Annotated in this window: 18 protein-coding genes; 3 read left to right on the forward strand and 15 right to left on the reverse strand. The window is 53.0% G+C overall.

Annotated elements, in window-relative coordinates; all coding sequences use genetic code 11:
- Positions 1-166: 166 nt before the first annotated feature.
- The 6 genes from YERSI8AC_RS12565 to YERSI8AC_RS12590 all read right to left on the reverse strand — a co-directional run bounded on the left by YERSI8AC_RS12565 (position 167) and on the right by YERSI8AC_RS12590 (position 7,275).
- Positions 167-952, reverse strand: a complete 786-nt coding sequence (locus YERSI8AC_RS12565; protein ID WP_022523316.1) for an ABC transporter permease — start codon at positions 950-952, stop codon at positions 167-169.
- Positions 933-1,895 carry an ABC transporter ATP-binding protein gene (locus YERSI8AC_RS12570; RefSeq protein WP_022523315.1) on the reverse strand — a complete coding sequence of 321 codons (963 nt, stop codon included), beginning with the start codon at positions 1,893-1,895 and terminating at the stop codon, positions 933-935. Before YERSI8AC_RS12570 ends, YERSI8AC_RS12565 begins: the two co-directional genes overlap by 20 nt.
- Positions 1,892-3,091, reverse strand: a complete 1,200-nt coding sequence (locus tag YERSI8AC_RS12575) for an ABC transporter permease (protein ID WP_039859820.1) — start codon at positions 3,089-3,091, stop codon at positions 1,892-1,894. The genes YERSI8AC_RS12570 and YERSI8AC_RS12575 overlap by 4 nt, the downstream gene beginning before the upstream one ends.
- A 48-nt stretch (positions 3,092-3,139) precedes the next feature.
- On the reverse strand, positions 3,140-4,066 hold the full coding sequence (gene osmF, locus YERSI8AC_RS12580) for a glycine betaine ABC transporter substrate-binding protein OsmF (RefSeq protein WP_022523313.1): 927 nt from the start codon (positions 4,064-4,066) through the stop codon (positions 3,140-3,142).
- Between the two features lie 115 nt (positions 4,067-4,181).
- Complete coding sequence (gene cysS / locus YERSI8AC_RS12585; RefSeq protein WP_022523312.1) at positions 4,182-5,576, reverse strand: cysteine--tRNA ligase; 1,395 nt, start codon at positions 5,574-5,576, stop codon at positions 4,182-4,184.
- A 19-nt stretch (positions 5,577-5,595) separates the two neighbouring features.
- A complete protein-coding gene (locus tag YERSI8AC_RS12590) occupies positions 5,596-7,275 on the reverse strand; it encodes a glutamine--tRNA ligase/YqeY domain fusion protein (RefSeq protein ID WP_022523311.1) in 1,680 nt (559 codons plus the stop codon).
- A 155-nt stretch (positions 7,276-7,430) separates the two neighbouring features.
- On the opposite strand from YERSI8AC_RS12590, the gene YERSI8AC_RS12595 reads away from it, so the two are divergent.
- Together YERSI8AC_RS12595 and YERSI8AC_RS12600 are read left to right on the forward strand one after the other, a co-directional pair.
- On the forward strand, positions 7,431-7,931 hold the full coding sequence (locus YERSI8AC_RS12595) for a peptidylprolyl isomerase (protein ID WP_022523310.1): 501 nt from the start codon (positions 7,431-7,433) through the stop codon (positions 7,929-7,931).
- A 13-nt stretch (positions 7,932-7,944) separates the two neighbouring features.
- The gene (locus YERSI8AC_RS12600) at positions 7,945-8,718 is read left to right on the forward strand and encodes a UDP-2,3-diacylglucosamine diphosphatase (RefSeq protein WP_022523309.1); all 774 of its coding nucleotides are present in this window, start codon (positions 7,945-7,947) and stop codon (positions 8,716-8,718) included.
- Between the two features lie 81 nt (positions 8,719-8,799).
- Here the strand turns inward: YERSI8AC_RS12600 and YERSI8AC_RS12605 are convergent, their stop codons facing one another.
- From YERSI8AC_RS12605 to YERSI8AC_RS12640, 8 genes are all read right to left on the reverse strand, one after another.
- Positions 8,800-10,620: a SurA N-terminal domain-containing protein gene (locus YERSI8AC_RS12605; protein ID WP_022523308.1), complete on the reverse strand. Its 1,821-nt coding sequence runs from the start codon at positions 10,618-10,620 to the stop codon at positions 8,800-8,802.
- 126 nt (positions 10,621-10,746) lie between these two features.
- Complete coding sequence (locus YERSI8AC_RS12610) at positions 10,747-11,019, reverse strand: HU family DNA-binding protein (protein ID WP_007114333.1); 273 nt, start codon at positions 11,017-11,019, stop codon at positions 10,747-10,749.
- 194 nt (positions 11,020-11,213) lie between these two features.
- Positions 11,214-13,625 (reverse strand): endopeptidase La, encoded by a 2,412-nt coding sequence (gene lon, locus YERSI8AC_RS12615; protein ID WP_022523307.1) that lies wholly within the window; start codon positions 13,623-13,625, stop codon positions 11,214-11,216.
- 289 nt (positions 13,626-13,914) lie between these two features.
- Positions 13,915-15,195, reverse strand: coding sequence for an ATP-dependent Clp protease ATP-binding subunit ClpX (gene clpX, locus YERSI8AC_RS12620; protein WP_022523306.1), 1,281 nt, complete (start codon positions 15,193-15,195; stop codon positions 13,915-13,917).
- A 74-nt stretch (positions 15,196-15,269) separates the two neighbouring features.
- Entirely contained in the window at positions 15,270-15,887 is a 618-nt protein-coding gene (gene clpP / locus YERSI8AC_RS12625) for an ATP-dependent Clp endopeptidase proteolytic subunit ClpP (protein WP_009287800.1), read from the reverse strand.
- Between the two features lie 69 nt (positions 15,888-15,956).
- Positions 15,957-17,309: a trigger factor gene (gene tig / locus YERSI8AC_RS12630; RefSeq protein ID WP_159176837.1), complete on the reverse strand. Its 1,353-nt coding sequence runs from the start codon at positions 17,307-17,309 to the stop codon at positions 15,957-15,959.
- A gap of 260 nt (positions 17,310-17,569) precedes the next feature.
- Positions 17,570-17,947, reverse strand: a complete 378-nt coding sequence (locus tag YERSI8AC_RS12635) for a hypothetical protein (RefSeq protein ID WP_022523304.1) — start codon at positions 17,945-17,947, stop codon at positions 17,570-17,572.
- Positions 17,948-17,950: 3 nt separating this feature from the next.
- Entirely contained in the window at positions 17,951-18,415 is a 465-nt protein-coding gene (locus tag YERSI8AC_RS12640; protein ID WP_022523303.1) for a flavodoxin, read from the reverse strand.
- A 142-nt stretch (positions 18,416-18,557) separates the two neighbouring features.
- On the opposite strand from YERSI8AC_RS12640, the gene YERSI8AC_RS12645 reads away from it, so the two are divergent.
- The gene (locus YERSI8AC_RS12645; RefSeq protein ID WP_022523302.1) at positions 18,558-18,770 is read left to right on the forward strand and encodes a DUF2788 domain-containing protein; all 213 of its coding nucleotides are present in this window, start codon (positions 18,558-18,560) and stop codon (positions 18,768-18,770) included.
- 169 nt (positions 18,771-18,939) lie between these two features.
- Here YERSI8AC_RS12645 and YERSI8AC_RS12650 read toward each other — a convergent pair whose 3' ends face one another.
- The gene (locus YERSI8AC_RS12650; protein ID WP_022523301.1) at positions 18,940-19,239 is read right to left on the reverse strand and encodes an integration host factor subunit alpha; all 300 of its coding nucleotides are present in this window, start codon (positions 19,237-19,239) and stop codon (positions 18,940-18,942) included.
- Positions 19,240-19,274 lie beyond the last annotated feature (35 nt).

Raw genomic sequence — 19,274 nt, forward strand, 5'->3', positions numbered from 1 at the left:
TTGCCCCTTTTGAGGGCAGTGTTGTTGGTATTGACCGTTTATGCCAGTGGATTTATCTGTCATAGGTCAACGCAACATCTATCTACCACAACATTTAGGACAATAACGCAGCGCAAGGACTTTAGGGATGCTACTTAAGATGCAGAGAGGTTAAAACGCAGAAAAATCAGTCATCAGAGATACGCGCACGTAGTTGACGCTGCAACACTTCGAACAAGCTATCAATCGTCAGGGCCAACAATGCAATGGTCAGCGCCCCTTGAACCACATAGGCCATATTGCCGTTCACGATGCCGGAGATAATCGGGTCACCAAGGTTACTTGCTCCCACGGTAGCCCCTAACGCGGCAGTGGCAATATTGATGGTCACCGAGGTTCGGATGCCCGCCAGAATGACCGGTGCTGCCAGAGGGAGCTCAACTTGACACAGGATTTGCGTTGGCTTCATGCCCATAGCGTGAGCAGCCGTTTTAATATCGCCTTCGACGCCCTGCAAACCAGCAAGAGTATTGCGCACGATAGGCAATAGCCCGTAGAGCATTAAAGCGACAATAATGGGCAAGGTGCCAAACCCCAGAACGGGTACCGCCAGCGCCAGAACCGCCACTGGAGGAAACGTTTGCCCTAGTGATGCCAACTGGGCCACCAGTGGTAGAAAATCACTCCCCCACCTGCGGGTAACGGCGATACCCGCCGCGACTCCCACGATAATGGTCACCACCGCTGCAATGCCGACGACAAAGAGGTGGCGGCCTAGCAAAGTGACAAAACCGGCGCGATCGTAGATGACTTGCCGGGCATCGGGCTCAATCCAGCGAAATAGGGGCTCGGCAGCCGACATGGCAAAGACGCTCATCATTAGCAGCGCCCCCCAAAACAGTGGCCATAGCCATTGTGGGGCTTTTTTGTGGGGCTGGGCGACGCTTAGCGAGTTACTCACGCGGGTTTCCATTGTCCAGTTGAGCCTCCTTGATAATTCTCCGCAACGATAGCTCACCGACCGGCACATCATGTTGGTCAACAACGGTCAACCGGTCGCTATGATCGCGCAGCATCATGGAAAGCGCCTGACGTAGCGAGAAAGTCCCAGGGATGCGCGACTGCGCGGGCAAGGTAGGCCCCATAGAGGTCATATGATCTTTCACACGGGTTAACGCGGCTTGTTTAAGGCCTCTTTCCAGCCCACCTAAAAGCGACTCGACAAAAGGGTCGGCAGGGCTTTGTAATAGCGCCAGCGGTGAACCTTGTTGCACGATTCGACCTTCGCGCATCACCACTAAGTGATCCGCCAGCTTAAGCGCTTCATCCATATCATGGGTCACAAACACTACGGTTTTATGCAGCCGTGCTTGTAGCTTGGCCAGCTCATCCTGTAGCTTTTCACGGGTAATAGGATCAAGCGCGCCGAAGGGTTCATCCATCAACAAAATATCCGGGTCTGCCGCCAGGGCACGCGCAACACCCACTCGCTGCGCCTGTCCCCCTGAAAGCTGATGCGGGTATTTATGCCCAAACTCATCCACTGGCAAACCGAGCAAATGCATTAGCTCGGCCACCCGTGACTGGACGTCCGTTGCTGACCACTTCAATAACCGTGGCACCAGACCGATGTTGCGCGCAACGTTCCAGTGGGGAAACAGCCCGGTGTGCTGTATCACATAGCCAATCCGGCGACGTAGTTTTACAGGGTCATACGCGTCTATCGCCTGCCCATCGAGGATGATGTCGCCTTCGCTGTGCTCAATTAAGCGATTGATCATGCGCAAGGTGGTCGATTTACCACAGCCCGAGGTACCCACTAACGCACAGAATTTACCCTTCGCCACCCGTAGAGAAATATCGTCCACCGCGGTTTCATCCCCAAACCGCTTGGATACGTGGGATAGTTCGATCATCTTGTTCCTCCGGGGCGCAGCGCTTCTGCCAAGGCACCTAAGCCCGCATCCACCACCAGAGCCAGCATTAAAATAGGCAGTGCGCCAAGCAGCACCATATCCATGGCGGCCTGACCTAAGCCTTGAAAAATAAAAGTACCTAACCCGCCCGCACCAATCAGAGCGGCAACGGCGGTAAGCCCAATGGCCTGAACAGTGGTAATTCTCACCCCTTCCAACAGCACCGGCAGCGCCAGCGGTAACCGCACCTGCCAAAAACGCTGCCCGGCACGCATGCCCATGCCTTTGGCGGCTTCTAATGTATCGGGACTGACTTGTTCAAGCGCGGTATAGGTGTTGCGCACAATGGGCAGCAGGCTGTAGCCAATCAGTGCAATTAAGGCGGGCGTAGTGCCAATACCGCTAACGCCAAGCTGGGCTAAAAAAGGCACGTTGGTGGCAAGCCAGGCTAGCGGCGCCAGCAGTAGACCGAATAGCGCCAAACTGGGAATGGTTTGAAGAAAATTGAGCACAGCAAACGCGCCCTTCTGCAGCCGGGCATAGCGGCGCATCAGCATGGCAAGTGCCAGCCCAAGCACAATGCTGACACTGACGGCGATACTGACCAGCTTAATGTGCTGCGCGACGGCGCTTAGAAACTGTTGATCACGGGCTTTAAATTCTTGAACGAGGGCAAGCGTCTCCAGCCCAAAAGCTGCACAGAGCCACCACATCAGCGCGACACCACATAGCAATAGCGTGGGCCATACCCGCGTGAGGTTTAAGCGCAAGCGTAGTTCTACTAAACACAGCAGCAGTACAAACAGAACAACCCAATACGCCGCTCCCATGCCTAAACGCGCTTGAGGCATCTCAGGGTCAATCAGTAAATAGCTGCTCGCCATCAACCCCACTGGCATTAGCGCCATGATCACTATCACCGCCGCTAACAGCGCTCGGTAGTGACGATGGGTTGGCTGGCACGCGAGAATACCGATAAAGGAGAGCAATAGCGTTGCCAATAGCGCACCTGGCCAGCCAAAAGCCTCCAGTGCGCCATGCCCCGTCCCTAACACAATCCGGTTGGGGGCCATGCTGACCACATCAAGTAACCAGAATGCAGCCAGCATAATAAGGCTCAGGCTAACGAGCACAACGTTAGGGTGCCACCCTTCCCAACGAAGCCGCGGGGTGGGCAGTGCATCCATCAACGACATTAATTAGTTATCCCGAGCGTTAGCATTAAATTATAAGATTACCAGGCATTAATTATTAAGCGAATCGAGGTAGTCGCTGGCCACTTGGGATGGAGACAGCCCGTTAACGGCGACATCGGCATTGAGCGTTTGCAGAGTGACCAGATCAAGGCTAGTGAAAACCTCATTGAGCAGCGCTTCTATTTCTGGATAGGTTTCAAGTACGCTTTCACGAACCACGGGGGCAGGCTGATACACCGGTTGCACGCCCTTGGTATCTTCCAGCACGACCAGCCCCAGCGCACTTAAGCCACCGTCCGTGCCATAGGTCATCGCGCCATTAACACCGCTGGTCTGTTGGGCGGCCGCACGCATGGTAGCGGCGGTATTACCACCAGAGAGCACCAACAGTTGATCGTCACTTAACTCAAAACCGTAGGCTTCCTGAAATGCAGGCAGTGCTTGTGAAGACTCGACAAACTCAGCGCTTGCAGCAAATTTGAACTCGCCACCGTCGGCCAAATAGGCGGCTAGATCTTCTAGACTCACCAGCTCATTTTCCTCGGCAACATCCTCGCGGACGCTCATTGCCCAAGTGTTATTAGCGCTGGCAGGCTGCAGCCATATCAAGCCTTGCTGCGCATCACGCTCGCGCACTGTTTCATAAGCCTGATCTGCATTATTCCATACTGAACTGTCGGTCATATCGAAAAAGAACGCGCCATTACCCGTGTATTCTGGATAAAGGTCAATCTCGCCCGCTTCAAGCGCAGTGCGGACAACGCTAGTGCCGCCCAGCTGTAAGCGGTTTTCGGTCGCAATGTCATTGCGCTCCAGGGTCTGAATAATCAGCTCGCCCAGAACAGAGCCTTCTGTATCGATTTTGGATGACACCACCACAGGCTCGTTAGCGCTGACTTGGGAGAATGCCGCGAGGGATACGGCACAAGCAGCGATTAAGGGCTTAGCAATGAAAGAATTGGCTGAAAAGCGCATCTTTGAATTCCTTTTGAAGTGGGCTTTAAACGACCGAGGCTCTTATAGTCATTATAAGAGCCATCAGCGTTTAAGTTAGCGCATAAGCCACCAACGAGAGATGAAGGTTTTTGGGTTAAGGTGCTTCTAATACCCAAGACGTGCCTTCTCGGGAGTCCTTGAGAATAATCCCTAAAGCGGCAAGCTCATCGCGGATCGCATCCGCTTGGGCGAAGTCTTTATTCGCCTTAGCCTCAATGCGCTGAGCAATTTTCGCTTCGATCTCGCTCTCGCTGAGCGGCATACCCTGCTGCTGCGTGCCTTTTAAGAACGTTTGTGGCTCTTGCTGAAGAAGCCCCAAAACTGACCCAAGCTGCTTTAACTCGCCCGCCAGCTTGGCAGCTTCATTAGGCTGTTCTTGCTTGGCGCGATTGACCTCGCGAGCCAGCTCAAACATCACCGCCAAAGCTTCGGGGGTATTGAAGTCATCGTCCATTACCTGAGTAAAGCGCTCACGGTAAGCTGAAGCGTCATCACTATTTGCCGCGCCTAGCTCAAGACCTTCCAGCGCGGTGTACAAGCGCGTTAGCGATTTACGCGCCTCGGTCAGTGAATCAACCGAGTAGTTGATCGGGCTACGGTAGTGACTCGCCACCAGCAGAAAACGCACCACTTCTGGGTCGTGCTCGGCCAGCACGTCGCGAATGGTGAAGAAGTTGCCCAGGGATTTGGACATCTTTTCCTGATTCACCCGCACAGCGCCTGCGTGCATCCAGGTATTGACGTAGGTTTTGCCAGTGGCCGCCTCGGATTGAGCGATCTCATTTTCATGGTGCGGAAAGGTTAAATCCGGCCCGCCGCCATGAATGTCGAAAGTGTCACCCAGGCAGCAGGTCGACATCGCCGAGCACTCGATGTGCCAGCCAGGCCGGCCGTTACCCCAGGGCGACGCCCAGTGCGCCTCCCCCGGTTTGGCTGCCTTCCAGAGCACGAAATCGAGCGGGTCTTCTTTATGAACATCCACATCAACCCGGCTGCCTGCACGCATATCGTCTAACTGGCGGTTATTGAGCTTGCCGTAATCAGCGAATTTGCGCACCCGATAGTAGACATCACCGTTATCGGCCGCGTAGGCAAAGCCTTTTTCAATCAGCGTTTCAATCATTGCCACGATATCGTCGATATGGCCGGTGGCGCGCGGTTCATGGCTGGGCGGCAATACAAATAGGCGCGCCTCATCTTCGTGCATGGCATCAATCATGCGCTCTGTCAGCGCAGTGATACTTTCGCCATTTTCGTCGGCGCGCTTGAGTATCTTGTCGTCGATATCGGTAATGTTGCGCACGTAGTTAACGTCATAGCCGCGTTCTCGAAGATAGCGGGTGATGACATCAAAGGCGACCATTACGCGAGCGTGCCCTAGGTGGCAGTAGTCATACACCGTCATGCCGCAGACATACATGCTCACTTTACCCGCTTCTAGTGGGGTGAAAGGTTCTTTGCGGCGCGTCAGCGTATTGTAAATATGCATATGGCTATCCATGTTTGTTTTAGCCCTTCTGCTTGATTTTAGCCCAACTATCTTTCAACCCCACGGTACGGTTAAACACCAAATGCTCTGGTGTAGAGTCGTGACGGTCAGCGCAGAAGTAGCCGACGCGCTCGAACTGGAAGCGTGACTCGGGCGTTGCGAAGGCTAAGCTTGGCTCTCCGATGGCTTGGCAAACGACCAGCGACTCCGGATTAAGATGCTCTAGAAAATCGACATCTTTATCGCGATCCGGCTGTTCAACGGTGAACAGATTGTCGTAAAGACGCACTTCCATCGGCACGCCGTGTGCAGCGCTAACCCAGTGAATAACACCTTTGACCTTACGTCCTTCGGGATTTTTACCCAGCGTATCGAAATCCACCGAACAGTGCAGTTCGCTGATCTCACCGGCGGCGTCTTTGATCACTTCGTCACAACGAATCACGTAGCTATTGCGCAGGCGTACTTCTTTACCTGGTGCCAAGCGGAAGAACTTTTTAGGCGCGTCTTCCATAAAGTCGTCTTGGTCGATATACAGCTCGCGGCTGAACGGCACCTGACGCACCGTCATATCTTCACGGGCGGGGTGACCAGGGACTTCGTACACCTCCTGGTGATCTTCCGGCACGTTGGTGAGCACGACTTTCAGCGGCTTTAACACACACATGGCGCGCGGGGCATTGTCTTCAAGATCCGAGCGAATGGCGTGGGTCAACATGGCGATATCCACCAAGCCACCGTCGGCACGAGTAACGCCAATCATCTCGCAGAATTTACGAATTGACGCGGGCGTATAGCCACGGCGACGCATGCCGGAGATCGTCGGCATACGTGGATCGTCCCAGCCATCGACAATTTTTTCGTCAACCAGCAGTTTCAGTTTGCGCTTGGAGGTCAGGGTGTAGTCGAGATTCAGCCGTGCAAACTCGATCTGGCGCGGTTTCGCGGGAACCGGCAGATTATTTAAAAACCACTCGTACAGTGGTCGGTGATCTTCGAATTCCAGGGTGCAGATCGAGTGGGTAATACCTTCAATAGCATCCGACTGACCATGGGTGAAGTCGTAAGAGGGATAGATTTTCCACTTGTCGCCAGTCTGGTGATGGCTGGCATGACGAATACGGTAAATAATCGGGTCGCGTAGATTGATATTGGGTGAGGCCATGTCAATCTTGGCGCGCACGACCTTTTCACTTTCGCCAAACTCACCTTCACGCATACGCGCGAGCAAATCCAGGTTCTCCTCGGCGCTGCGTTCGCGATAAGGGCTGGGTTTACCCGGCGCCGTCAGGGTGCCGCGATACTCGCGGATTTCATCCGGCGACAGGTCGTCAACGTAGGCTTTGCCTTCACGCATTAAGTGCTGCGCCCAGGCATAGAGCTGGTCGAAGTAGTCAGACGCAAAACGCACCGGGCCTGCCCATTCAAAGCCTAGCCAGCTGACGTCCTCTTTGATCGCATCGATGTAAGCCTGCTCTTCTTTGGCAGGGTTGGTGTCGTCAAAACGTAGATGACACTCGCCACCCAGTTGCTCCGCCAACCCGAAATTTAGACAGATCGACTTCGCATGGCCGATATGCAGGAAGCCATTGGGCTCCGGGGGGAAGCGCGTCACGATTTTAGTGACCTGGCCGCCCTCGATTTCGTCGCGTACTTGGTTGCGAATGAAGTTCGGCGCTGGGGTGGTCTCGTTGGTCATGATGGTGTTGATAACCTCGTGGTGGATGGCGTGCTGAGCCGTGAGGACATAGGATACTCCTATAGCCCTTCGCGGTGCAGGGCAAAACCGCTATTATAACGTGACGCCGATGCACAGCGCCAAGGCGAACGCCTTTATTGAACAGGAATTTATCTATGATCGTATTACAAACGAACCACGGTGACATCACCATCGCTCTTAACCACGAAAAAGCGCCAATTAGTGCGGCGAATTTTGAACAGTATGTGCGCGACGGGTTTTATGATGGCACCCTGTTCCATCGCGTCATTGACGGCTTCATGGTGCAAGGGGGTGGTTTCGATAAGGAGTTCAACCAAAAGCCGACCCGCGACCCTATCGACAACGAAGCCGACAACGGCTTGAAAAATACCGTTGGCACCCTGGCCATGGCACGCACCCAGGATCCCCACTCTGCCACTGCGCAGTTTTTTATCAATGTGGGCGATAATAGTTTCCTCGATCACAGCGGTAAAAGCCTTCAAGGCTGGGGCTATGCGGTATTTGGCGAAGTCGTTGACGGGATGGATGTGGTCAATGAGATTAAAAACGTAGCTACGTCTCGCCGCGGCATGCACGCCGACGTCCCCTCCGAAGATGTCATTATCGAGCGCGCGTACGTCAAAGACGCGGAATAACGCCGGGAGCCTTATGCGCACACTGCTTGTTGCCGACCTTCATCTAAGTAGCGATACCCCCGAGATCAATCAGGGATTTTACCGCTACTTAGAGCACACTGCTCCAGGAGCCGACGCGCTTTATATTCTTGGGGATCTTTTCGATGCCTGGATTGGCGATGATCTACTGGACGCCAATACACATCCGCTTAGCGTTGTTGCACATGAAGTAATTCGCCATTTGCGCAGACTTAGCAGCGACGGTACTGCGGTGTACCTAATGCACGGCAACCGAGACTTTCTGCTGGGCGAACGCTTTATAAATGCGTGCCAGGCATTTCTGCTACCGGATATTGAGGAAGTGGAAATCCAAGGCATTCCCGTTTTACTGCTACATGGCGATAGTTTGTGTACTCAGGATGAAGCGTATATGGCTTTCCGCAAGCAGTCGCGCAATCCAGAGTGGCAGGCGCAGATGCTTGCGCTACCTTTGGAACAACGTGTAGCACTTGCGCAAAGCTTGCGTACTCAATCTGGCGAAGCCAATGCTAATAAAGCTGAAGCGATTATGGATGTGACGCCACAAGAAGTCATTGCGCTGATGGAGCACCATGGCTTGACTACCATGATCCACGGTCACACCCACCGCCCCAGAGTACATGACTTGACGGTTGAAGACGTGCCTGCCAAGCGCTATGTACTAGGCGACTGGGATGCCCAGCACGGCTGGGATATTATCATTGAGCGCGCCGACCATACTGCGCCCCGACTACGTCAGTTCTCTTTAACGGAATTACCTGATTCCTGACCGCAATTTACGAGTATAAAAAAGCCGATCATGTGATCGGCTTTTTTGCTCTTGCTGTTTTTAACTTGGGCTTAAGCGACTCTAGCGCTCTATATCGGCATCGCTGCGCAGGTCATCAATCAATCCCTGCAATACCGATTGGGCACGCAACTGCTCGGCCATTTGTGCAACAAATGTCTCCATCTGCTCATCGACCTCACCTACACTGACGCTATCAAGCGCTACCACAGCCACTCCTTGCGGCAGTTCAACCGTGCGATAGACGCTCTCACCCTCTTCAGGGCGCGCCATGCGGAAGGCTTCCTGAACAATCAGCTGAGGTACAGTGCTATCGGCTTGGCGGCTTACGCTGTTGGCTTCGAGCCAAGCAACATCTGCTGACTGACCGTCTTGCAAACTGGCAACCAGTGCCTGTGCCTCTTCACGCAGCGCCTCTTGCTGCTGTTCTGCGGCCACTGACATTTCAACGTCCTCGCGCACTTCATCAAGCGGCAGCAGAGTCGCATCACGCTGCTCAGCAACCCGCAGTACCAGGCGACGATCCTGATCCAGCTCAATCACTTCGCTGTTGTAGCCCTCTTCAAATACGTCGTTGCTAAAGGCCGCCGACATTACCCCAGGCTCAGATAGCACTCCGTCAGCCTCATCATCACGAGCAAGCCAATCGCTCTCCTGCAGCGTTAGACCGAGCTCATCGGCAACGCTCTGTAAGTCGTCGGCAGCGAAGCTCTCGTCGATCAGTTGTTGAACCCGCTGGTTAAACTCATCATCAATGTCACGTAGTGCCACTTCCCGCGCTAGCTCATCGCGCTGCTCTTCAAAAGTAGGGCCCTGAATATCCGTCACCTGGATAATGTGGAAAGCGTTATCCAACTCAACAGGCTGGGATACATCACCCTCTTCGAGACCAAAGGCCGCTTCATCAAAGGCCTCACCAAAGAAGCCACGGCTGATCACACCAAGATCACCGCCCTCTTCTGCGCTGGCCGTGTCGTCAGAATAGCGCAAGGCGGTATCTGTAAACGAATCACCGCTGTCCAGTGCTTCCCGAGCGGTCTCGGCTAATTGCTGCGCTTCATCGCGGGTGCGCTCATTACCAAAGGTGATCATGATATGCGACACACGGCGGTCAGCATTGCGATTTTTCTCGCGCCAGGCGTCACGCAGGGCCTCTTCATCCACGTCACGACCCTCTGCCATGGCCTGACGGTCAATCAGCACATACTCAAGACGCACCTGTTCCGGGCGTTCGTAGCGCTCCTGGTGGGCATCGTAATATGCTTGGAGATCGTCATCGCTAACGCTGATATCAGCGTCCACATCGTCGCCATCCAAAACTATATAGCGGAAACTACGCTGCTGGCGCTGTAATTCGGCCAGGCGCTCTTGCTCGTTCGGCAGGCTAAAATCACTGAAGGCTAAGCCTTGCTGTAAATGCTGGCGCTGGATATCGACGCGCAACTCTTCACGAAAGGAGATCGGCGTATAGCCAGCACCGGCGAGACGATTTCGGAACACCTCTGCAGAGAAACGGCCATCCTGATCATGAAATTCCGGCAGGCTGACAATTAACTGATCCAACTGCTGTTCAGAAACGGCAAAACCACCCTCTTCTGCATACTGGGACAGCAGTTGCTGCGTGATAAGCTGGTCAAGTATATCGTTGCGCAAGGCACGCTCTTGCTCTGGCGGCACTTGTCCTGAACGCAGCGCGCGCTGAACCTCTAGCTCAACTTGCTGACGCATAATCGGCTGTCCGTTGACGCTCGCCACTTCGTCCGGATCGCTGCCAAAAAGCCCAAACAGTGACTCAATCCCGAAAAGTGCCATGGCCGCGACCATGACACCGATAATAATTTTGGCACCCCAGCTCCTGGAGCCATCTCGAATACTTTGCAGCATGCTAGCCTCAGATAGTCACAGCCAAACAGATCGGCCCGCTCAACCCAAATAAAAAGTGGGCCAGAAAATAACATGGGCGCATCGCCAATGCGATGCGCCCATTAGGTTACAGCAAACGCGGTCAAATTAGTTGACGGCGTCTTTCAGCGCTTTACCTGCTTTGAAGCTGGGTACTTTGGCGGCACTGATCTGGATTGGCTGACCCGTTTGTGGGTTACGGCCAGTACGAGCAGCACGCTCTTTGATCGCGAAGGTACCAAAACCTACCAGAGATACGCTTTCGCCTTTCTTAAGGCTATCGGTGACAGACTCCACCATGGCATCCAATGCGCGGGTTGCCGCTGCTTTCGGAATATCTGCAGACGCGGCAATGGCTTCAATCAGCTCGGACTTATTCACTCTTCACCCCTTGACTGTTTCAAAAAATGGCTCTGAACGGCATGGTCACCGATGGATACGACGATCAAAGCATAGCTGCGTTTTATAGCAATGCCTTGAAACATCTGTCAAGCAACCATGCCGCGAGATACCCGCTACCCAAAGCAGCGGGCACATATTAAGTAAAATTAAAGACCAGTGAGGACTTTAACAGCTTAATGGGTACTAGCAACAACGGTATTACTAAACGATGCTTCGGTACTTTTCAATGGCGCACCGTCTTCTACCTTATCAGCTAGCGCTACGGCTAAGACATCATCTATCCAACGTACCGGACGAATATCCAATGCACCTTTGATATTGTCAGGTACTTCCTTGAGATCACGGCGGTTTTCCTCAGGAATTAGCACTGTCTTTATACCACCGCGGCGGGCTGCCAGCAATTTCTCCTTCAATCCGCCTATCGGTAATACCTCACCGCGCAGATTGACTTCACCGGTCATTGCCACGTCGCAGCGTACCGCACGCTGGGTGTATGCGGAAACAATCGCCGTCACCATGGCAATACCTGCACTGGGCCCATCTTTAGGTGTTGCCCCTTCAGGAACATGGATATGCAGGTCCTCTTTTTCGAACCGTTCGGGGTCAATGCCATACGCTTCTGCCCTGGCGCGCACTACCGTATGAGCGGCACTCACCGACTCTTTCATTACATCGCCAAGTGAACCGGTCTTGTTAATTCGCCCTTTACCCGGCGTCACGACAGACTCGATGTTGAGTAACTCGCCGCCCACCGATGTCCAGGCAAGGCCTGTCACTCGGCCGATCTGGTCGTCTTGCTCTGCCAAACCGTAACTATAGCGACGTACGCCCGCGTAGTGCTCAATTTGCTCAGCCGTTAAGCTCTGCCCTGTTTGGGCGGCTTGCGGGTCACGCTCTTTCTCAAGCCGCTCACGCAGTACCTTGCGCGACACTTTGGCAATCTGCCGCTCCAGCTCACGCACACCCGCTTCGCGGGTATAGTAGCGAATAAGCTCTAAAAGCGCGCTGTCTTCGAGCGTTAACTCATCGCCTTTTAAACCGTTCGCGGCTAGTTGCTTAGGCAATAAGTAGCGCTTAGCGATCGCCAGCTTCTCATCTTCGGTGTAACCCGGCAGACGAATAATCTCCATACGGTCAAGCAAGGCGCTGGGGATATTCATCGAGTTAGCGGTACAGATGAACAGCGTCTCGGAGAGATCGTAGTCAAGCTCCAGATAGTGATCGCTAAAGCTGTTGTTCTGCTCAGGATCGAGCACTTCGAGCAGCGCAGAGGCAGGGTCACCGCGATGATCCATGCCTAGCTTGTCGACCTCATCCAAAAGAAATAACGGGTTTTTAACCCCTGCTCTGCTCATCCGCTGCATCAACTTGCCTGGCAATGAACCAATATAGGTGCGCCGATGGCCGCGAATTTCCGACTCATCGCGTACCCCACCCAGGGCCAAACGCACATATTTGCGATTGGTGGCACGGGCAATGGACTGGCCAAGCGAAGTCTTGCCCACCCCGGGCGGCCCAACGAGACATAGCACTGGGCCTTTCATCTTGCGCACGCGCTTCTGTACGGCAAGATATTCCAGGATGCGCGCCTTGACCTCCTCCAGGCCGTAATGATCTTCATCGAGCACCTGCTGCGCTTTGACGAGATCATGCTTTACCCGGGTACGCTTTTTCCATGGAACAGCGACTAACCAATCCAGGTAGGAGCGCACTACGGTCGCTTCAGCGGAGTTTGAGGCCATCATTTTGAGCTTATTGAGCTCTTGAGTGGCTTTCTCGGATGCCTCTTTCGGCATACCGGACTCTTTAATCGCCAGCTCGTACTTCTCAGCCTCATTGGGCACATTATCCAGCTCACCCATCTCTTTCTGGATAGCTTTCATCTGCTCATTGAGGTAGTACTCGCGCTGGGTCTTCTCCATCTGCTCTTTGACCCGCGAGCGGATGCGCTTTTCTACTTGCAGTAGGTCGATTTCAGATTCAATCAGCGCCATCAGGTGCTCAATACGATCACGCACCCGATCCATCTCAAGCAGCTCTTGCTTGTCGCCAATTTTAAGCGACAGGTGGGCACAAATGGTGTCCACCAAGCGGCTTGGATCTTCAATCCCCGACAGCGAATTAAGCACTTCGTTGGGGACTTTTTTGGAGAGTTTGACGTACTGCTCGAACTGATTGAGCAACACGCGTACCAGCGCTTCCTGCTCACGGCTGGTCAGCGGTTCACTCTCTCGGGGCGTTAAATGCGCCTGGGTGTAACCTGCGGCATTCTCTTCGACATTGAGAACATCCGCTCGGAAATTCCCCTCAATGAGTACCTTGACCGTGCCATCAGGCAACTTAAGCAGTTGCATGATATCGGCCACGGTGCCCATAGCGTAAAGATCCGCATTGTCAGGCTCATCTTGAGACGCTTCACGCTGAGCCACCAGTAGCACACGTTTATCAGCCTCCATCGCCGCTTCGAGCGCCTGGATAGACTTTTCACGACCTACAAAAAGGGGGATGACCATTTGCGGATAAACAACCACATCGCGCAATGGCAAAAGGGGTAGACATTGTGTCTGTTCGGCGTTCTGCTGCATCGCAGACGTTCCTCGACAAATCGGATGAGTACTTAAAAGAGTACTTAGAAAAGTACTGCACACTTTTCAAAATGCTGGCGTTTAGACGTTAGCATTGAATAGGCTAGGCAGTAACACTTCACGAATTAGGCTTTATAACTCTCTCGCTAGATAACCAGGCTTCACAACACGCTTTATAAGGGCTCTCTACAGCAGAGCCCTAGAACATCTACAACAACAAGGGGTCGCCTTGGCGACCCCTTGATTTAGCGCAAGCGGTTGAAGCTGGGCCGCGATACTCGACTAGCCACTAACCATCAGTGCCGTCGACACGTGCATCTTCCTGCTGAGAGTAGATCAACAGAGGTTCGCTTTCTCCGGCTATCACAGATCCGTCGATGACGACCTTGCTAACACCTTCAAGCGAAGGAATTTCGTACATGGTATCCAACAGTACCGACTCTAGAATAGAGCGCAGTCCGCGAGCACCTGTCTTACGCTCCATGGCTTTTTCAGCCACTGCACGTAACGCTTCATCTCTGAACTCTAGCGTTACATCTTCCATTTCAAACAGCTTGGCGTACTGCTTAACTAGCGAATTCTTCGGTTCTGTAAGAATCTGCACCAGGGCGTCTTCAGTGAGCTCCATCAGTGTTGCGATGATGGGCAAACGACCCACAAACTCTGGAATCAAGCCAAATTTAACCAGATCATCAGGCTCTACGTCGGCCAGCAGTTCACCCACCCCACGGGAAGACTCTTTGCTTTTCACCGCCGCATTGAAGCCGATGCCGCCTTTCTCAGCACGGTCACGGATAACTTTATCCAGCCCTGCAAAAGCACCGCCTACGATAAACAGAATGTTGCCCGTATTGACTTGGACAAACTCCTGCTGGGGGTGTTTGCGTCCGCCTTGAGGCGGCACGGAAGCCGTCGTACCTTCAATAAGCTTCAGCAGTGCTTGCTGAACGCCTTCACCCGAGACATCACGGGTAATAGAAGGGTTATCCGACTTGCGTGAAATCTTGTCGATTTCATCGATGTAAACAATGCCACGCTCGGCTTTCTCGACGTCGTAGTCGCACTTCTGCAACAGCTTCTGGATGATGTTTTCGACATCTTCACCGACATAGCCGGCTTCCGTCAGCGTGGTTGCATCCGCAATGGTAAAAGGTACATTCAGTAACCGTGCCATGGTTTCCGCAAGCAGCGTTTTACCGCTACCGGTGGGACCAATCAGCAGAATGTTTGATTTACCTAGCTCTACATCGCCGTCGCGTACATCTGTTTTCAAACGCTTGTAGTGGTTATATACCGCTACGGAAAGCACCATCTTGGCGCGATCCTGTCCGATAACGTAGTCATCAAGCGTATGACGTATTTCGCGTGGCGTAGGTAAACGCTCCTCATCGCTCTCGGCATCGGCTTCGAGAACTTCCTCGCGAATGATGTCATTACACAAGTCGACACACTCATCGCAGATATAGACGGATGGGCCCGCAATCAGCTTACGTACTTCGTTTTGGTTTTTGCCGCAAAACGAGCAGTAGAGCAGTTTGCCACCTTCGTCTTTGCCTTTGCCGTCGGCCATTCGCATACCTCTATCACTGCGGCGGCTTTCGCCGCCGGAAAAGCTCGTTAGAAAAGCAGAATCCTATCACGCTATCAGGATGTAGGCCGCTTATCCAGCACTGCATCAATCAGGCCATACTCTTTGGCTTGATTGGCGCTCATGAAATTATCCCGATCAGTATCACGTGAGACAGCTTCAATTTCCTGACCCGTGTGGTGGGCAAGAATTTGGTTCAGTTTCTCGCGAATACCCAGAATCTCACGGGTATGAATTTCAATGTCAGACGCTTGGCCTTGGTAACCACCCAGCGGCTGGTGAATCATGACGCGTGAGTTGGGAAGGCAATAACGCTTGCCAGCAGCACCCGCTGTCAATAACAGCGCACCCATGCTGGCCGCCTGACCAATACACACCGTAGAGACATCTGGTTTCACAAACTGCATAGTGTCATAAATCGACATACCCGCAGTGACCGATCCACCTGGCGAGTTAATATACAGGTGAATATCTTTATCGGGGTTTTCCGATTCCAGGAACAGCAGTTGGGCAACAACCAAATTAGCCATGTAGTCTTCTACAGGGCCTACCAAAAAGATCACACGCTCTTTTAACAGGCGTGAGTAAATGTCGTAGGCTCTTTCCCCTTTGGCGCTCTGCTCAACCACCATGGGCACTAAACCGCCGGCGTTTTGAATATCAAACTCACTCATTCAGGTGATTCCTTGCGTCCGGGAAGGGAAAGGCGCACCGACATATTAGGTGCGCCGCGTTCCAGGGTGTTAGGCGCTCGCTTGCTCGCCCTCTTCAGCACCCTCATCTTGCTCTGCCTGCTGTTGCGCAGCGGCAAGGGCTTGCTGATAAGACATTTCAACGTCTTTAATGTTCGTTTGTTCGAGCAGCTTAGCTACCGCTTTCTCTTCGAGAATGGCAGATTTTACTTGGGTTTTCATCTGCTCGTTACCCATGTAGTAGCTAACCACCTCATCAGGATCTTGGTACTGCTCAGCAAGCTCGGTCACTTTTGCTTTGATAGCATCATCGTCAGCATCGAGTTCGTTAGCTTTGATTACTTCAGCCAGCAACAAGCCGACCTGAACGCGGCCTTTGGCCTGCTCTTCAAAGAGTTCGTTGGGCAACTGGCTGACATCAAAATCTTCGCCTAGACCAAACTGCTGCGCCGCTTGGCGCTTCATGCCGTCAGTCTCTTGCTGAACGAGCGCGCTAGGCACAGGAATTTCGTTAACCTTTTTCAGCGCATCGAGCACTTGCTGCTTAACCCGGTTATCAACGGCTTGCGACGCTTCACGGGTCATGTTCTTCTTGATTTCAGCGCGGAATTTTTCCTGATCGCCGCCTTCAACGCCAAAACGCTCGATAAACTCAGCGTCTACTTCGGGCAACTTCTGGCTGCTGACCTTATGTACGGTTACCTTGAAAGTGGCTTCTTTACCGGCTAAATGCTCGGCCTGGTAATCCTCAGGGAAGGTGACGTTAAGGGTCTTCTCTTCGCCCGCTTTGGCGCCAATTAACTGCTCTTCAAAACCAGGAATAAAGCTATTGGAACCAATGACCAGCGTGTGGCCTTCGGCGCTACCGCCTTCAAACGGCTCATCACCAATATAACCCTGGAAGTCAATAGTGACCTGATCGCCGTCAGCTGCAGCAGCGTCCACTTCTTCCCAGGCTGCATTTTGCTTACGCAGCGTATCGATCATCTCATCGACATCCGCATCACTCACCGAAACCACCGGGCGCTCAATCTCTGTACCTTCGATAGAGTTAAGCTCAACCTGCGGGTAGATCTCCATAACCGCAACGAACTCTAGGTCTTTACCAGACTCATTGACCGATGGCTCAATTTGCGGGAAGCCAGCAGGGTTCAACCCTTCTTCGGTAATAGCGCGCACATAACGCTCACGCATTACTTCGCTGACAACCTCGTTACGTACGTCTTGGCCGTAGCGCTGCTGGACTACTGCCATTGGCACCCGGCCCTGGCGAAAACCATTCAAGCGAACGTTCTTCGCAGTGTCTTTCAAGCGAGCGCTAACGGCCCCGTCAATTTCGTCCGCCGGCACTTGAATGGTAATGCGGCGTTCGATCTGGGAGGTCGTCTCGACAGAAACTTGCATGAATTGTCCTCTAACGGCTGGGCGTTGTGTTGATTGCATATAATAAGTTCAAGGGGGCAATTTTAAGAACCCCAACGCATAGTGGCAAGCGCCATGCTCGCAACATGGGGGCAGTGATTTTAAAAACAAGGCAATAAGCGAGCAATTAACCACTTTAAGGCGTGTTTAGCTTCATTATTCGCCCCACGTTGCGTAATTTTTACCATTCTACTGCTTTGTGCGTCTTGCAGCGACTTTTTCAATCACTACCGCAAAAAAAGCTAACCTGCATGACGCTCACCCGACCACCATAAGCTCAGCGCATGAAGAAGCACCCCAAGCGTAGCACCATGAGAAATGAATACCTGCCAACTGATCCAGTCCGTAAACAGCGCATGCCAGCCACCCATCACCACCATTCCCAGCAGCAGCATAACGACTAACCGTTTACATAGTTGTGGCAGACGACGACGCGCCTCCACGGCCAGTAAGCGCCACTGAACAATAGCCGCAAAAGCCACCAGCGCTAAGGCGAAGATAATCAGCGTCTGGCGGGTTTCATGCCCTCCCGCCATGTAGCGCGGCAAAGTTGCCAGCATAACGACACATAAGCCCAGCGCAACGCTGATGCGCTCAGGCGAGGTGGGGGCTCGCTGCATCGCTCAAGCCACCTCTAATTGCTGGGCAACGATCCACTCTTCCACCCAGGGCACAGCAGCATCGTCGGCCATAAAGGTCTCCATGGCATCGATCTCTAGGCGCTCCCCTAAACGCGTCGCGCCATGATCCGCCAGCAGCTCATCAAGCGCGCGGCCAGCGCCACAAAATGTATCACCATACGAGCTATCACCGAGTGCAATGAGTCCGTAGCGAAGTGTGGTAAGCGCAGGACTTTGGTCACGCAACTGCCGGACAAAGGGCACAAAGCTGCCGGGAAAATCACCACTACCAGTGGTCGATACACAAAAAAGCGCCAAATCGGCGTCACCGCTGACAATATCATCAACAGATGGCTGTTCAATAATCTCCACAGCGTAACCGGCCTGTTCAAATAGGGGCTTCACCTGCTCTGCCACATCAAGGGCACCGCCATACATGGTACCCACCAAAATATTTAGCTTCGGCATCGTCACTCCCCTGTCAAAGTGTCACAGTGCCAACCGTCAAGTCGACAAATACCTGATGAATTTGCTCAAATATTAACATGGCTGGTTAGAATGAGACACATCGCCCAATCGGGTGACCCACACGCAGCGCACAGGAGTGGCTATGCAGCAAACCTTCGAGGCTTGGATCACCCCGCTAATGATTAGCGGCCTGATCATATTTATGTGTTTTATTATCTGGGATTTGGCCAAAAAATCGAACGCAGGCAAATTTGGTACCATCATGCTGTTTGTGGTGCTCGGCGCAGGCATGCTGGGTTACGTCATTAAGGTGGTGATTACCTGGCTAATCGAAGGTGGCGGCATGCAGGGGTAGCAAAAGCCATCACTCCACAGGCGCGCTTATCACTATACTCATCACAACAACGCCCATCATAAAAGAGAAAAGGAGCGCCCGAAGGCACTCCTTTTTTATGAAGGGGAGTCTTGCATGACACGAGAGCAGCTACTGAACTGAGAGTACCAGCATTTCTCAAACCAAAAGACTATTCACCGCCTTCATAGTGTTCAACCTGCTGCTTAAGCTTTTGCCCTGGGCGAAACGTCACGACTCTTCGAGCAGAAATGGGAATTTCTTCACCGGTTTTGGGGTTACGCCCTGGTCGCTCGCGCTTATCTCGCAGATCAAAGTTACCAAAACCCGATAGTTTTACCTGTTCGTTCTCACGAAGGCAGGCTCTAATCTCTTCAAAAAAAGCTTCGACCATAGCCTTCGCTTCTCGTTTGGACAGGGCTAGCTCTGCATGCAAATGTTCGGCTAGCTCTGCTTTGGTCAACGCACCCATAAGGCTTCTCCTTATCCTTGAAGCAAACACAGCAA

It is taken from the genome of Halomonas sp. 113 (assembly GCF_904067645.1).
In the GTDB taxonomy this organism is placed as follows: Bacteria; Pseudomonadota; Gammaproteobacteria; order Pseudomonadales; family Halomonadaceae; genus Vreelandella; species Vreelandella titanicae.